The following is a 16105-nucleotide window of genomic DNA, read 5'->3' on the forward strand; positions in this document are numbered from 1 at the left end:
TCCTGTCGCTTTGCTTGCACTAGGACATCCTGTCAGTCGTAGCTACACAAAAAAAGAGCAAAACGATTTGTTTGCTCTTTCTGTCAATCACAAAGGTTTATTGATTACCTTTTTTAACCCACTCTGCCACAGTAACTGTACGTGTTGCTTGGTGTTTTACAGCTGCTTCAACATCCTCGATCATTTTTCCATCTTGACCGACTGTTACGCTTGTTCCATATGGATTTCCGCCTGCTCCGAAGGTAACTGGGTCAGTATATCCAGGAGTTGCGATAATAGCACCCCAGTGCATCATAGAAGTGTAGAGGGATAACAAAGTAGCTTCTTGACCTCCATGTGGATTTTGTGCAGAAGTCATCGCACTGACTACTTTATTCACAGTTTTACCGCTTGTCCTTCCATTTCCATTAATATATATTTTTCCACATTTACCCAGAGTATGTGCTAATTAGAGTAACGAGGTACATAACATGACGGCTCACGATAGAGCTGAATACCATTTACTAGCTGCTTCAACCTCTGAAGCAGTTAATTGGTGACCCCGGTTTTCCCAATAAAGTTCTACTTGTGCCTTCGCCTGTTCCAATAACTCTTGTAGTTCTAACGATTCGGCCGATGAGCAAATAGGATCGTTGGTTCCGGCTGCAATGAACACAGATTTTCCGGATAAATCAGGAAGCTCTATGCCCCTTCTAGGAACCATAGGGTGATGAAGGATTGCCCCTTTCAAGGCGTCTTGATAATGGAATAATAGGCTCGCCGCGATATTGGCTCCGTTTGAGTAGCCAATCGCTATGATATTGTTGCGATCAAACTCATATTTTTCGGCAGCTTCATCTAGAAATTCATTTAGTTCCTTCGTCCGGAAAATAAGATCCTCTTCATCAAATATGCCTTCAGCCAGTCTTTTAAAGAAGCGCGGCATTCCATTTTCCAAGACATTTCCCCGAACACTTAATACAGAAGCGTCCCCATCAATTCTTCCTGCAAGGGGCAATAAGTCCAACTCACTTCCCCCAGTTCCATGCAGTAATAAAAGCGTTGGTTTATGTGGATCTTTTCCTTTATTGAATATATGTTTCATTATAATTCCCCCTCCAAAACACGGACCTTCACGGGAGGTAAAGTTTCCTCCAGTTCAGCTCGTTTTGACTCTAACCATGACGGCAACATCAAGTTTTCTCCCAGTTCTGCGACAGGTTCATCAACTGAAAAACCAGGTGGGTCAGTCGCTATTTCAAAGAGGATTCCGCCTGCCTCATGAAAATAGATCGATTTAAAATAGTTCCGATCTAATACTTGGGTTGGGTGATAACCCTTCTCTTCTAAAAGCGATCTCCATTTTAGTAGCTCTTCTTCATTCTTTGCTCTCCAGGCTATATGATGAACCGTTCCAGCTCCCATTAAACCTCGTACAGAGGGTGTAAGCTTAATGTCAATTGTATGTACAATCTGTGATTCCGATTTAAATCTAAGAAACCCTTCTTGATCACCTATACATGTAAGCCCTAAAATATCCTCAAGCATCTCAGCTGTTTTATGCGGCTGGGCTGAAATTAATGTAGCACCACTGAACCCTTTAATTGCTTGTTCTGGTTCAATACCTGCAGCATTCCAATGATTAACTGGGCCTTCATCTTGTTCCACCAGTTCAACTTCCAAACCGTCAGGATCTTGAAAACTCAAATGTGTTTCCTCGAAGCGAACGAATGTAAAGAACTTCACCTCAAATTTTTCCAATCGACTTTTCCAAAAATCAATCGAACCTTTTGGGATCGCATAGCTAGACACTCCAACTTGCCCTTTACCAATGCGTCCCTTTAACTGTTCAGCCCATGGAAAGAAAGTAATGAGCGTTCCTGGTTCTCCTGTTTCGTTGCCAAAATATAAATGATAGACTTCGGGACGATCAAAATTGATGGTCTTTTTGACAAGCCGTAACCCAAGGACTCCTGCATAAAAGTCAATATTCCTTTGGGCATCGTTTACCATTGAAGATATATGATGAATACCAGATGTTTTTTGCATTTACTCCCCCTCCTTTCCCTTTGGATCATTTAAAGTTCTATTTAGGTCGTTCGATTGCAAACATCTCTCCGATTTTCGCATAATTAGCACCAGCTAACCGACTGACAGCCGCCAATCCTCTAGGATCAATTCTTCCATTTTCATAAAGAGCATTTTCAACATGGAATTGAATGACTTGTCCAATGAGCAAATCACAACCAGGCTGCTCTTTACCTCCCAATTCCACAGAGTGCTCTAGTATGCACTCCATGCGAATTTTTGCTTGTTCTACACCAGGTACAGTGATATGGGTGCTCTTCACTTGTGTTAATTCTGCCAGCTCAATTTCACTCTCAGAAGCGGGAAGATTCGCAGCAGTTTGATTAATTTTCTCAACGTTTTGTTCATCCACAATATGAACGACAAATTCCCTCTTTTTTATAATGTTTCTAGCCGTATCCTTCTGTTTTCCATCAGGGCGCTGGATGGATAATGAAATCATAGGAGGATTAGAAGAGACGATATTAAAATAACTAAAGGGAGCACCATTTAGTACGCCGTCTTCAGATAAAGTCGTCACGAAAGCAATCGGCCTTGGAATAATACTTCCAATAAGAAGTTTATAATTCTCTCTCTCAGTATTGTTACGAGGATCAATAGAAAGCACTGAACTCATCCCTTTCGAATATTAGTTTAATTCTCGAACTTCGATTGGTATCAAACTACGTTCAAGCTGCTCTCTATAATGTTCATACTGTGCAGGCAGCATTAATTTTTCTCCCATTGTTTCCTGTGATTCATCATGAGCAAATCCAGGAGGATCAGTCGCAATTTCGAATAATATTTCTCCATACTCTCTGAAGTAAATAGCATTAAAGTAATTTCGATCTTGGACAGGAGTGACGCCATAGCCATTTCCAGCAACATATTTTTGCCATTCCAGTTGATCATTATCATCGCTGGCTCTCCATGCGATGTGATGAACTGTCCCAACACCCATTTGCCCTCTTTGTGTACGATTTACTTTTAGATCAATGATATTCCCAATATCAGCTAAAGAGCGGAAGCGGCTGTAGTCTCCTTCTTGACCTATCAATTCCAGACCCATTACTTTTTCTAGCAATTCCGCTGTTTTTTCAGGCTTAGTTGAGTATAGGGTCGCACCACCAAAACCTTTGATAGCGACATCTGGAGTCACATCTCCAAAAGTCCAAGGATTAATTTCTCCTTCTTCCCGCTCAACAATTTCTAAATGTAATCCATGTGGGTCATCGAATTGTAGGTACTGCTCATTAAAACGTTCGCTTTTGCTAAAAGAGATATTGAACTTCTCCAATCTTTGTTCCCAAAATTTCATGGCTCCTTTAGGAACTACATAACTAGTCACACCTACTTGACCGTCACCAATTCTGCCTTGACGAGCCCCTACCCATGGGAAGAAAGTAATGATTGTTCCTGGTTTTCCACCTTCATTACCAAAATATAGATGATAGGTTTCTGGATCATCAAAGTTAACCGTTTTTTTTACTAAACGCAAACCTAGCACTCCTGCATAAAAATCTACATTTTCTTGTGGATGGCCTACAATCGCCGTTATGTGGTGAATTCCCATTGTCCTTTTAGTCATTTCTTTTTCCCTCCAAATTTATATGAGCCGCCCAGCAACTAAAGCGGTAGCTTTATCTTCCAAATCAAATGCGGTGTTGACCAAGTGATTATACTTATTCTCATTCACATTCTTTCATAGTTTTAAACCTTCAAAAATTTCAGGAGCTAATTAAAACACTGATAGCAGTCCAAGAATTCACTTTTAGAGTGTCCATAAGCTGATCGTTGTAACCACTGTTAGGTTTCTTCACCAACTCATGTTCTGGCCTAATTAAGCTTATCAACTCACTAAAATAATTAGAATTTGTATATTACTAATTCGAGATAATAACTTAAAAAAATTATAAGTTCTGTGCGTAATAGCCTAATTTTTTTAATTGTTCAATCATAATCTTTTTCTCGTCTATTGTTAGACCCGCACAAATTTCTTTAATGGCTAACTTATGTTTAGGGAAAACTGCATCCATTAAGTCTGTTCCATCTTGGGTAATAGTGGCATAGGTGATACGTCGATCTTTTGGACAGGCTTTTCTCTTTAGTAATTTCTTCTTTTCTAGCTTATCCACTACATACGTAATGCTGCTGCTTGCAATCAATACCTTTTCACCAATTTTTTGTATTGGCTGTTCACCTTTATTATAAATCATCTCCAGAACAGCAAATTCCGTCGGATTTAATCCCAAGGATTTTATGTCTTCTTCCACACGTTTCTTTATGGAATTTAAAGCCCTCGTTAAAACAATAAATAGTCTTAATGACAATTCTTCCTCTGTTTGTTCTTGAATTTTCTCTTCCATCAATATCATTCCTTCAAAATATCTCTAATTCAAGACAACTATACAATAAATCTTTAGTCTAATCAACTACATTTTTCAAATAATATGTCTTAACGGTCTGCTAGCACATCCTGATATTCTTTATGTTGGTCAATTTGACTTTTAGCAAATGGACACAATGGAATGATTTTCTTTCCTTCCTTACGTGCAAAGGCAACGATATGTTCCACTAAAGCTTCTCCAACACCTTGTCCGCGAAGGTCGTCTGAAACATACGTATGATCTACAATAATTTTCTCAGCTCCCGTCGGTACAAAATGGATTTCGGCTAATGCCTGCTCTTGATTTTCTCCGACGAAAAACGTGTTCTTCCCTGTCTTGATTTCTATCATCTTGTTTAGTCACTCCTTTAAATCCGATTATTTTTTATGGGCGGCATTGATGCGCATTATCACAAAATGGCTTATTGTGAGAGTGACCACAGCCACATAGAGCAGCTCGTTTCACTTGAATTGCTTCGTCCTCGTTCTTAATTGTTAGATTCCCTCTAATATACATTACATGACCAGGCTGCAAATCAAGAATTGTTTCAGCTTGCGGCTGTTCCCCAGCTTCTCCGTCTTTTCTTATATATTCCAAAGCGCCGCTAGGACAACGTTCGATCACTGTGGCCACATCATCAGTTAATGCCTGATCAGGGCTGACCCATGGCCGCTTGCTCACATCAAAAACCTCAGGAAGCCCTTTGACACACTCTGCAGCATGGATACAACGCACGGAATGGAACCTTACCTCAATGTTTTCCCCATGATACACCTTATATTCATTATCCATTTAACAATCGTCCCTCCTTTTTGTAGATTTTAACGTTTCATTCATAACCTTTAATTCCTCAACTTTTAAAAATTCGAATCCGGTCAAAAATCCTTCAATGTAGCTAACTAACTGTAAATTATTTCGAATTCGAGATAATTATATAATTAATTTTCTTCCCATGTCAACTCTATTTTATAGAGAAAAAAACACAGTAGAAAAATGACGCTTTTAAGCCCGCTAAAACAGAAGAATATTTTACAGATCCGAAAAAGCTGGTGTAAAAAACAACATGTTCAGCTGTTCTTTTCCACACTAGTCCTATGATGCTAGCAGTCAACATTGAACTTTAAGTAGATTGCACACCTTTTTTCGAGGACTGTTCCTTCAGTCCCTTCTTCCTCAAAAAAGCGATAACCAAAAGGATAAAGGGAATTAATATTTGAATAGAGACTGAATAAATTGGAAATCCGGCAACTTCATAATGTTGAATTACTACAGTATTAGGCAACCCCCAGTAAGCAAATTGCACCATTAATATCCCCATTGGCCAAACCACTGGCCGGTAATCAGAGAGCTTCAACCACTGAGCTAGTCCCAAAACGGCGACATAATAAAAAGCCGATATTTTGACAAATGCCCCAGCAATCCAAACAGTCATAACGACCGCCTCCATGTTTTCGAAAAAAGAAGCGAAAACAGTATAACGGCCGACATTCATAAGAGGGTAGATTTTGCTTGCTGTTGCATAACCTAATACAAATGTGACAATCAAATTGACGATTACAAGTGTGATCATTACGATTAGAACTGATAACATCCCATATTTTAAACCTTTTTCCTTACTAGATAAAAAAGGAAGAAAAAATGAGATGATAAAGAATTCCGCAAACCATCCCGAAGGCGGTACTGCTCCCTTTAAAGATGGAATGATTCCATTTTCAAAAATTGGTAATATATTTCCAAATTGAAAATCGCTAGCGGAAAATAGGATGAATAATGCTATTGGCAAGACAAAGAACGGAAATAATAACTGAGCAGTTCTTAATAGTACTTCCAGACCTCCATATACGCAGATTGCACAAAGGAACAGCATTGATGCAATAACTACAATTTGCGGTGTCGTAAATAAAAAGGACGTCACTATGAATTCACTGTACAGTCTGCTTATAGAACCAGTAATTTCGATATAAAAAAAGAGGACAAGAAAACTAACCAATTTCCCCATGATCCGCCCTAGAATATCTTCACTGTACTGAATCAATGTCTTTCCTGGATAAAGCTTATGAAGCCTGTCAGCTATAAAAACGGCCAAAAACCCAGCTGAAGAGGCGATGATAGGCGGAAACCATGAATCATTACCAGCAAATTGGGCAACAATGGCCGGCACTGAAAGGATGCCTGTGGCAATAATAGTAGGATATATAAGCATCAGCATTTGTAAAGCTGATATTTTTCCCTTTTCCAAGATTTGCACTTCCTTTCAGCATCATTCAAATAGATCATTTCAGCATATATTCAATGAATGGCTTAAACAAAGATTCCCTCAATGTAATGGGCCCTTTCATACGTTGCAAATCAAACAGTGAAAAAGCGAGACCAATGACAAGAAGCACCATAAAAGCCGCTTTATCTTTTGAAGGATTTACTTTCAACCTGGGCCATTGCAGAAGAATAATGACGATAACAATCATCAAGGTAATAAAAAAGGCTTTCCACTCCACTTTTTCTCCCCCACTTTTAATTGCCATTTTTGTGATAAGCTTTGTAAAAATAAGATGATCCAGGCCGATCTATTATAAAAGGACTGACATTTACGTTTTAGAATGAACATCCAGTTCAATAACTATTTTCCTCAACCTCACATGCTCATTTCTATCAGTTTTTTACAATTTCAGAGGTTCTTATACAAAGTTAAGTAAGCTGCCATGAGTCTAGATTTTCAACTGATTTCACCCATATTATGCGCATTACAACTGAGACATAAGTATATTTTTTAAGCAAAACTAAAAAAATCAACATCAAAAAAGCGCGAGAAATCAGCTTTTGCAAATCGATTTCTCGCGCTTTTTAAGTTCCGACCAGTTCTATCCAACAAAAAATCCGGCTCTCCACTATTTTATTAATCACTCAGCAGTTTCTTTGCAATACATATCATCCATTCTCTTTAAAAATAAATTCGGAATGCCTTCACAATAATTCCATCATCCAATGGTACAAAATCCAGCTCTTTCATTCGTTGAAAGCCTAGCGACTTATATAAATGTATAGCATTCTCCATAAAATCTGCTGTATGTAACCCCATTGCATGATACCCTTGTTTTTTTGAACGGTGAATACATTCTTGTACAAGTGCTTTTGCAACGCCCTTACCTCGGCAATTCGACGAAACGGCTAACATACGCAGCTCAGGATATTCCAGTGCTTTACTCGTTAAATCTTTATAAGCCACCATCTTTCCTGGGAATAACACGACGGTTCCAACAACTTCTCCATCCACCTCAGCAACCATTTGCTGAACGCCTTCTGTCAAACTATAGTCTTGATCAAATGAATTGCTTAATACCGCCCAATGTTCTGCCGGAACTTTGGATTCATGTTCTTGATACGCTTCCCAGCGTATAGATTTAATCAACACTAAATCAGTTTCTTTTGTATCACGTACAACTACCATGAAAAGTTCTCCCCTTATTGGCTATTTGCTTGAAAAATTTACTTTCACTTTCACTTAAACTTTCACGGTTATGCGGCAATGATAATATGGATGTATCTGGGCCTTTTGGTAAAATCCCTAGGGTCTTTTGATCATCTGTCGCAATATGGTTCGATAGATAATAATGCAATTTAATTGCATGAAAATCAGTTGTGTCGCCAAATCCGGGCGTCTGAAATAAATCACGTAAATAGCCAGATAAATTCGGGAAGTTCTGAATTAAATTACGGTTCGCCTTAAAGGCACTATAATAAGCAACATCAAAACGGGCCAGCGTCACATAGAAACGTACGTCACTGTCCGTAATATAGTCACCGAATAAGAAACGCTGTGTCGCTAAACGTGTATCTAACTCATCTAAACGAGCAAAAAGAGTATCATATGCTTTTTCATAGGCTTCCTGTGAGCGAGCAAAGCCACATTTATAAACTCCGTTATTAATATCGTGAAAAATAACATCATTAAGAGCATCTATTTCCTCGCGTAAAAGTTCCGGATATAAGTCCGGTGCTCCTTCCTTATGAAGTGGCTTCCATGCCGTTTCAAAATAATTTGTAATCCGGAAGTAATCATTATTAACGACCTTCCGTTCCTTTACATCAACAATAACTGGTACCGTTGGACGGCCTTCATAATTTGGGTCTGTTTCCAAATAAATTTCACTAATATACTTAATACCTAGTACTGGATCTATATTATTTTCATCAAGTGTAAATGCCCAATCTACACGGTCAACATTTGGACGCATCGGATCAGTCGTGCCTAAACTAATGGCATCTTCCAACCCTAATAAACGGCGTACAATAATAGTACGGTGTGCCCAAGGGCAAACAGGGGAACACAGCAAACGGTAGCGTCCTGCTTCTACTGGAAGCTGACCTTCTTCATTGCCAAATGGCGTTGTAAAGCAATTTTTTTGGCGGTTAAAAGAACCGTCCTTTGTAATTTCACGCTGTGCTAATGTTCCGGTTTTATTGACTTCTTCATTGTTCATTCCAAATTCCCCCTGACGCTTGTATTCAAAATTATATTCTAGTAATAAATCGATGTTATCTCAGAATTATTGTATCTATAGATTTTTTTGACCTAAATCACTTCTTGTTCGAGAATTTTGCTAGATTCCCCTCCCTATGGAGTAATTGCATCAAAAAAGCCAACTAAACAGGTATGTTTAATCCAAACAATTATATTTACGTATATCTAAAAAGTCAATGACCTTTCTATACCTATATCTCTAATTGATACTAGTAAAGTGAATGATTGATCTTCACAATCGCCAAGTAGTGTTTACTTATGGTGAGAATCCAGAACATGAAGAGAGGATCCATTAAATGTTTTTCTGCAAAATTATGACTAAAATGCCACATAAGTTATGCCTACTAGTAAAATTCGGGGGAACTTCATAGTTTCTTCACAATCATGTTTTATCTTTATAATGCTGTTCGAAAAATATATAAGGATGTGAATAAAATAGATTACTGGCTTTTGATCAATCTCTTCCTAGAGTGTGACAAACAGCAAATTAGGCGTTAACTTTGTTTATGGATTTTAAGATCTCAGATAAAAGACAGTTCATCATCTGGAGGAGAAAAATGAAGAAAAAGAAACGATTGGTCATGCGGAGTGTCATACTGGCTATTATGCTGGCTGCAATAGTCTATACACTTTATGCAAATTTCACAAAAGAAACAAGAGGAAAAATAGCGGTTGGTGATAAGGCGCCAGATTTTATTCTTTCTGATATGAATGGAGATCAGCATAAGCTGTCTGACTATAAAGGTAAAGGCGTGTTTTTGAACTTTTGGGGCACATGGTGCAAGCCATGTGAAAAGGAAATGCCTTATATGAACAATCAATTTGAAGTTTATAAAAATCAAGGAGTAGAAATATTAGCCATTAATGTGGCTGAACCAGAGTTTGCTATCAATAAATTTGTTCAAAAGCATCGGTTAACTTTTCCCATTTTGAAAGATACGAATAAAGATATTCTTAATCTATATAACGTCACCCCTTTGCCTACTACTATGCTGATCAACTCGGAAGGCACGATAACTGCGATTGAAACAGGAGAACTTTCCGAAGCAAAGATTAGAGGCATGATGGAGAGCATTAAACCTTGATAATACTATGATTGCACTACCCACCATTTAGCTATAATGCTTAGAGTGAGAGCTTCTCGGATAATTCCTTCCAACGCAGATAAGTTGACTGAGCTACCCAACGGTTACAATCTTTTTTTAGTAAAACTCAATTTGTAAGATAATGAATAAAAAAGAATGCAGTTGGGCCACTTTTGGAGTTAAGCAATGAGGCGTGGATAGATGCCATGTAGTAAAAAAATAAAGCTCGGTCTGCAAACCGGGCTTTTTTTAATGTATACAATTTCTTAATTAGCATTGGATATTTAGAGAATGGTAGGAGATTTCTTTTTCAACTACATACGTTTTTTAGTTTAATAAAGCCGTTTCGTATAACTTTCCTCAAGAATATCAACAACTTTTTGATTTGGAATTTTCGAGTGAGCAGATAAAATTTTTGAAGCAGAAGGCAATGTTTCTTTATCCGGCCAAAAATCCGGTTTCCATAAATTTGAACGTTTAAATGCTTTGGCACAATGGATAAAACATTCATCAACTTTTATACCAATGCCTAAAAGTGGTTTCCGTTCGTTAACCTTCATTTTTTCAAGCAGTTCTTCATCTTTCACTAAAGTGGCCTTTCCATTAACTCTAAGCGTTTCTTCCATACCTGGAATTATAAAAAGAAGCCCCACCCTGGGATTTAATAGAATATTACGCATAGAATCAATTCTTCTATTTCCTGGTCTTTCAGGTATAATTAAGTGTTTTTCATCTAAGACAAGAACAAAGCCCGGCTTATCTCCTCTTGGAGAAGCGTCGCAACAACCAGCGTCATCTGCTGTAGAAATAACTAAAAATGATGATTTAGAAATAAAATTTGAACAATGAGTATCTAAATATGTAATCACCTTATTTTCTACTAATTTACTAGGAGATCCTACAATCGTGCGAAGCTCTGCTTCAGATTCAATAGTTTGATTAAACCTTTGAGTAGATCCCATTTCCATACCTTCTCCTCTTCTTTGAAATAACCAATTAACCATAAAAAACTCTATATTTACACAATAGCAGTTAATAAACTAGACTGTTCGTTTATTAATAACAAACCACGATTGTTACTATACTTAAATCCATATTAACATAACCAAGTCCAAGCATCAGCGATGGGCTTATTTTTATTGATGGTTTAGAAAACCCCTGGCTATGCCGGAGGTTCAAGAGAGCTTATAGCGTGGTAACAAAAAAACCTCACTTCATGGTAGGATAAAGTTGGTTTCCCGACCACTTCATCTCGCCAAGAAGGAGGTATGCCCTTATGAAGGACATGAACAGTTTAGCACACACAACATGGAATTGTAAGTATCACATAGTCTTTGCGCCAAAGTACAGAAGGCAGATCATTTATGGAAAATACAAAAAGAGTATTGGACAAATCATAAGAGATTTATGTGAAAGGAAAGGTGTAACTATTCATGAAGCAAATGCCTGTCCGGATCATATTCACATGTTCGTTAATATCCCACCTAAATGAAGTGTATCTCAATTCATGGGTTACCTAAAAGGGAAAAGCAGCCTGATGATATTTGATCGACATGCACATTTGAAATATCGATACGGGAATCGGAAATTCTGGTGTCGAGGTTTCTACGTCGATACAGTGGGCCTTTTAGGCCGAGGCCGGTAAGAGAGGCTTTCAGCCGCAGAGCAAACCACCAGTTCTGAAGTGACCCCATAAAGTTAGACAGATAATTTTGCTAAGCTGCTATTAAGGTCTGAATTCGGTATTGTACCGGGCTCAGGCCTTTTAGTTTTGCCTTGATTCGTTTGTTGTTATAGTATTCTATATATTTTTCTAGCTCTTGCTTAAAATGCTCTATACTTTCGAATTCGTTTAAATAAAGAAATTCTGATTTCATAATGCCAAAGAAGTTTTCAATAACGGCATTATCATAACAGTTGCCTTTACGTGACATACTTTGCGTAATCAATCTTTCCCTTAAGGCGTGCTGATATTGTTTCATTTGGTAATGCCAGCCTTGATCCGAATGAATAAGCAGTTCATCTTCCTCTGATAACCGTTTAAATGATTTCTCCAACATTTCCGATACAAGTGAATAAGTAGGTCTAGAGTCGATTGTATAGGCAATGATTTCCCCATTATATAGCATAGGTGAAAGATAGAGCTTCTCCCCAAATAATTTAAACTCTGTAATATCCGTTACCCATTTTTGATTTGGTTTTTCGGCATTAAAGTTCCGATCTAAAATATTTGGTGCAATATTGCCAACCTTTCCTTTGTAAGAGCGATACTTCTTCATTCGAACTAGGCTTTTTAAACCTAATTCTTTCATGATGCGTTGGACTTTTTTATGGTTTACCTTATGCCCCCGATTCCATAGCTCGTCCCGGATACGGCGGTATCCATAACGTCCTTGATGCTCATCGTAGATAGCTTGAATCAGCTTTTTTAACTCCGCATCTTTATCCGGGAGTCCGAATTTACTTACTATATAGTAGTACGTGCTGCGTGGAATCTCTGCCAGCTGGAAGTGCCTTCACAGGGAATTCATGCCTTAGTTCATAGATTACTTGCATTTTGTCCTGTTTGGTGATTTTTCCTTGTTTTGAACTAAGGCATTCAACTTTTTTAAATAGGCATTCTCCATGCGTAAACGATCTATTTCTGCTTGTAATGCTTCCGGAGTCCCTTCAGCCGACTTTTGTTTTTTAGATGTATGATTAGAACCTTTTTTCATGGATGGACACCCCTTTTTCTTTGGTTCTAGGGCATCTATTCCTTCTGCCTCCAATTGCTTTTTCCATTGTAAAAGCGTGGAGTGTGTAGAAATATTAAAGATCGCTGCTGTTTCCCGGATAGATGTCCCTTGTTCGTTCATATAATTAAGTACATTTAGTTTATACTGCAATGTGTAAGATGTATAGCGTTTTTCAAAAGCTTTTTCCCCGTGATATTCATATTGTTTAATCCAATTTAAGAGGACTGAATGGTCAACTCCTATGGATTTAGCTATTGACTTTACGCCTTCTGTACCACTTTGAAAGCGAATGACTGCTTGTATTTTTTCAACACTGGTGAATTTAGCCATAAAAAACTGCACCTCCAATTATTAGATTTGTGTCTAACAATTGGGGTGCAGTTCATTCACACTGGTGGTTTTGATTAGAGGATGTTTTTGGCATATAAAAGAAACCATGAAAATAGTATGTACAGTAATGATATTCGAGGTTAGAAATACTTCTTGCCTCCTATATTGTAAAATCTGTAAGGAGAGTGGTTTTTTGTCAACTGAGTACGCTTTTGAAAAGTTCATAATTAATGTGGGTCCCCACAGAAGAATTGATCCATCCAACGGTTATGTATTTTTTATGTGTGAGCATAAAGAGGGAGATCAAACAGAGTTTGTAACAACATTAAAAACAAAACAGGAATATGTTATTTACCCCCTTAGAGAAGAAAAAAATACAGATTTAATCAATTTTCTTAAAGAAAAATCAAATGATATATTAAAGTCAACAGAACCACAATATAAAACAGAGCTTGACCCGGAAACACTGAAAAGTGAAGTGATAACTTTTGTCGAACAAGACCTAACACCATCGGACGATACAGTTATGAATTTTGATTTTAGTGGATTTTTCAACCATGTTGTAGACAAAGTCAAAGAGGTTGGCCAAACAATCGAAAAAGGGCTTGAAACTGCTGGAGAAGCAATTAAACAAGGAGCCGAAACAGTTGGTAAAGGAATAGTAAATGTTGCAAAAGAAATGGCACATGAATCATTAGCCACAAAGATAGCCAATGGTGTAGCTACAGTTATTGTTGCTGAAACCCGGAAAAATGGGAGTGAAAATGAAGAGTGAATCGTTAGTCAAAAATACATCCGAAAATTCAGCTAAAATCATTGTAGCTGAAACCAATAAATAGGTTGTGTAGAAAGCCCGGCCAGCGCCGGGCATTTTTATTTATTTAACCCTCAACCGGGAATATAAACTGAACTCCCTGTGTAAGTGAGAGAACGTACGACCCTGTGTTTACCCCAAAAAGTTAAAGTTTTTACTATGCAGCTGATTGGATGGATTGAGTTCTGTATTCGACGGGACTTAATCCAGCCAATTTTTTGAACGCCGATTTGAGAACAAAAAAACTGTGAACGAACCACCTTAATATTCATCACGACCTTTTGTAGACCAATTTATAAACTGTTTTTCCACGTAAGATCAGACAGTATAATTAACGGCATTTTATGATGATTTAGTTCATTGACTTCTGATACTTGAAAAGCGCACAACAAACTACCCCCATGTATCGAGTTTTTTTCAAGTATCATTTATTCGATTTGTGATTATCGAATAAATGTCAAGAACACCACCATCATCATAGTTAGAATACCTCCACTATCTTAAAATATTGATTTCAAAAATCAGCTGTTTTTTTGTAAAGCAAGCAGCAGATTCACAGCCCTGAATACTCCCCTCCCCCTTAAACTAAAATCTCCTTCTCTTTATATTTCTAATAATACTTTGCACATCAGAATTCATTTTTTTTTTAGGTATAAAACCATTTACTTATACCCCGTATAGGTATAAAATCATAAACTAAGGAGGTGATTAAAGTAAAACAATTTCATGTAGGTATTTTACTTTTCAATGAGGTTGATGCCATGGATTTCATAGGTCCCTATGAAGTTTTTAACTTATCAACCCATAAAGTCAGTGATGTGCAAAAACTATTTTTAAACCAGCTGGATTTGGAAGAAAAACCATTTATCGTCAACACTGTCTCAGAAGATGGGAAACCAATAACCGTACATAATGGTTTGAAGGTGCATCCAGATTATTGTTTTCAAACGGCACCTGATTTTGATATTATCGTCGTTCCCGGAGGTCCATATCGAGCGATAAAGACTGTTTCTCAAAATAAACAAATTATGAGTTGGATTTCCCATCAATCAAAAGAGAAGCTCATCCTATCTGTTTGTACCGGCGCCTTCTTTTTAGCACAAGCGGGATTATTACAAGGTAAGCAAGCAACAACCAATCAAGCTGCTCTAGACCTTCTAGAACAATCTTACCCTACAGTAGAAGTGATTAGAGGGGTTAAGTTTATCGATCAAGGAAATGTCGTAACAGCTGCGGGGATATCTGCTGGGATTGATATGTCCCTTCATATTGTTGGCAGGCTCTTAAATGAGGAAGCGGAGATCCGAACAGCTCAGACGATTGAATATAATAAACACTCGCAAGCCCCCACCTTGTAAAGAGGATCAGCTCTTATTTGTTGCTGAAGATGAAAAGCATCTTGTGAAATTAATTTCGAAATAACATATGTGATCATGTTACAATCTAATGAAAAAGTCGATTTCCTACCCATTAGGGAATCGACTTTTATTGTATTCAATTCCTTTAGTAGTTTCCCAGATTATTTGCTGACTCTATGCATTTTTTATGACACTATCAAATGCGCCTTGACGTATTGGCGTCTAAATTCTATCGAACTCAGCTCGATACATTTCCCCTGAAAATCTGTGATATCGCCGAGGCTTTAACTTTATTCAGCTGAGGGTTTGACCCCCAAATGGAAGCATTCATCTCTCACTTACAGATGAGAAAGACTTCTGCCGCATGAAATGAAAGTTATTTACTCTGCATCCTTTCTGGATAAATCACATGTAACATGCGGTAATCATAAAGGAAAGGAATCGAAACGGTATGGATCAACATCAGCACGACCTTGTCGATCACAGTCAGCACTCAAAGAATCATGATCGAAATAGAGATAAACGCCAACTCATTTCCATAGGAACATACAAGGTATCATAACCATCACCAGAACCACCCTATATTACCCGCGAAGTTCTTAAATCAACAAAAAACAGCAACTTTCGATTCTACCCGTAAGCCATTTTCAGTTCCAACAGGAAAAGGTCTCTAAAGTGAGGTGAACGGAAAAGAGATAATGATAATAATGTAAGGTCTGGAAATCACCCAATTTTTTCTTTAGATGAAAGTTCACTAGCGTTGCATTAATTAAAAATATCAATTCAAAATACTAAAAAGATTCAAAGTTTATCAGTTTAGACAAAAAA

Annotated in this window: 15 protein-coding genes and 3 pseudogenes; 4 read left to right on the plus strand and 14 right to left on the minus strand. The window is 37.6% G+C overall.

What is annotated here, in order from left to right:
- Window positions 1-97 precede the first annotated feature (97 nt).
- The 12 genes and pseudogenes from H9631_RS17775 to H9631_RS17830 all read right to left on the minus strand — a co-directional run.
- A pseudogene (locus H9631_RS17775) lies at window positions 98-391 on the minus strand (NAD(P)H:quinone oxidoreductase, type IV); the annotation flags it as partial.
- An 87-nt stretch (window positions 392-478) separates the two neighbouring features.
- The gene (locus H9631_RS17780) at window positions 479-1087 is read right to left on the minus strand and encodes an alpha/beta hydrolase (RefSeq protein ID WP_191815225.1); all 609 of its coding nucleotides are present in this window, start codon (window positions 1085-1087) and stop codon (window positions 479-481) included.
- Complete coding sequence (locus H9631_RS17785) at window positions 1084-2028, minus strand: ring-cleaving dioxygenase (RefSeq protein ID WP_191815200.1); 945 nt, start codon at window positions 2026-2028, stop codon at window positions 1084-1086. Before H9631_RS17785 ends, H9631_RS17780 begins: the two co-directional genes overlap by 4 nt.
- Before the next feature lie 37 nt (window positions 2029-2065).
- Window positions 2066-2674, minus strand: a complete 609-nt coding sequence (locus H9631_RS17790) for a flavin reductase family protein (RefSeq protein ID WP_191815202.1) — start codon at window positions 2672-2674, stop codon at window positions 2066-2068.
- Between the two features lie 21 nt (window positions 2675-2695).
- Window positions 2696-3634, minus strand: coding sequence for a ring-cleaving dioxygenase (locus tag H9631_RS17795; RefSeq protein ID WP_191815204.1), 939 nt, complete (start codon window positions 3632-3634; stop codon window positions 2696-2698).
- A gap of 322 nt (window positions 3635-3956) precedes the next feature.
- The gene (locus tag H9631_RS17800; protein ID WP_191815206.1) at window positions 3957-4412 is read right to left on the minus strand and encodes a MarR family winged helix-turn-helix transcriptional regulator; all 456 of its coding nucleotides are present in this window, start codon (window positions 4410-4412) and stop codon (window positions 3957-3959) included.
- Between the two features lie 89 nt (window positions 4413-4501).
- Window positions 4502-4783 (minus strand): GNAT family N-acetyltransferase, encoded by a 282-nt coding sequence (locus H9631_RS17805; RefSeq protein ID WP_191815208.1) that lies wholly within the window; start codon window positions 4781-4783, stop codon window positions 4502-4504.
- Between the two features lie 34 nt (window positions 4784-4817).
- The gene (locus H9631_RS17810; protein WP_191815210.1) at window positions 4818-5225 is read right to left on the minus strand and encodes a (4Fe-4S)-binding protein; all 408 of its coding nucleotides are present in this window, start codon (window positions 5223-5225) and stop codon (window positions 4818-4820) included.
- A 328-nt stretch (window positions 5226-5553) separates the two neighbouring features.
- Entirely contained in the window at window positions 5554-6672 is a 1119-nt protein-coding gene (locus tag H9631_RS17815) for a GerAB/ArcD/ProY family transporter (protein WP_191815212.1), read from the minus strand.
- A gap of 34 nt (window positions 6673-6706) precedes the next feature.
- Complete coding sequence (locus tag H9631_RS17820; RefSeq protein ID WP_191815214.1) at window positions 6707-6928, minus strand: hypothetical protein; 222 nt, start codon at window positions 6926-6928, stop codon at window positions 6707-6709.
- Window positions 6929-7371: 443 nt separating this feature from the next.
- Window positions 7372-7878 carry a GNAT family N-acetyltransferase gene (locus H9631_RS17825; RefSeq protein ID WP_191815216.1) on the minus strand — a complete coding sequence of 169 codons (507 nt, stop codon included), beginning with the start codon at window positions 7876-7878 and terminating at the stop codon, window positions 7372-7374.
- Window positions 7862-8911 (minus strand): glutathione S-transferase family protein, encoded by a 1050-nt coding sequence (locus H9631_RS17830; RefSeq protein ID WP_191815218.1) that lies wholly within the window; start codon window positions 8909-8911, stop codon window positions 7862-7864. The genes H9631_RS17825 and H9631_RS17830 overlap by 17 nt, the downstream gene beginning before the upstream one ends.
- A 598-nt stretch (window positions 8912-9509) precedes the next feature.
- Here H9631_RS17830 and resA point away from each other — a divergent pair.
- The gene (gene resA / locus H9631_RS17835) at window positions 9510-10037 is read left to right on the plus strand and encodes a thiol-disulfide oxidoreductase ResA (RefSeq protein ID WP_191815220.1); all 528 of its coding nucleotides are present in this window, start codon (window positions 9510-9512) and stop codon (window positions 10035-10037) included.
- A 332-nt stretch (window positions 10038-10369) separates the two neighbouring features.
- Here resA and H9631_RS17840 read toward each other — a convergent pair whose 3' ends face one another.
- Entirely contained in the window at window positions 10370-10999 is a 630-nt protein-coding gene (locus H9631_RS17840) for a pyridoxamine 5'-phosphate oxidase family protein (RefSeq protein WP_191815227.1), read from the minus strand.
- 314 nt (window positions 11000-11313) lie between these two features.
- On the opposite strand from H9631_RS17840, the pseudogene tnpA reads away from it, so the two are divergent.
- Window positions 11314-11661, plus strand: a pseudogene (tnpA, locus tag H9631_RS17845) (IS200/IS605 family transposase); the annotation flags it as partial.
- Between the two features lie 91 nt (window positions 11662-11752).
- On the opposite strand, the pseudogene H9631_RS17850 reads toward tnpA, so the two are convergent.
- Window positions 11753-13105 (minus strand): annotated as a pseudogene (locus H9631_RS17850) (IS3 family transposase).
- 193 nt (window positions 13106-13298) lie between these two features.
- Between H9631_RS17850 and H9631_RS17855 the strand changes: the two are divergent.
- Together H9631_RS17855 and H9631_RS17860 are read left to right on the plus strand one after the other, a co-directional pair.
- Window positions 13299-13880 (plus strand): hypothetical protein, encoded by a 582-nt coding sequence (locus tag H9631_RS17855; RefSeq protein ID WP_191815222.1) that lies wholly within the window; start codon window positions 13299-13301, stop codon window positions 13878-13880.
- A 743-nt stretch (window positions 13881-14623) separates the two neighbouring features.
- Window positions 14624-15277 carry a DJ-1/PfpI family protein gene (locus tag H9631_RS17860; RefSeq protein ID WP_318246831.1) on the plus strand — a complete coding sequence of 218 codons (654 nt, stop codon included), beginning with the start codon at window positions 14624-14626 and terminating at the stop codon, window positions 15275-15277.
- Window positions 15278-16105: the final 828 nt, after the last annotated feature.

This window comes from Bacillus norwichensis, assembly GCF_014836955.1.
Taxonomy (GTDB): Bacteria; Bacillota; Bacilli; order Bacillales; family Bacillaceae_C; genus Siminovitchia; species Siminovitchia norwichensis.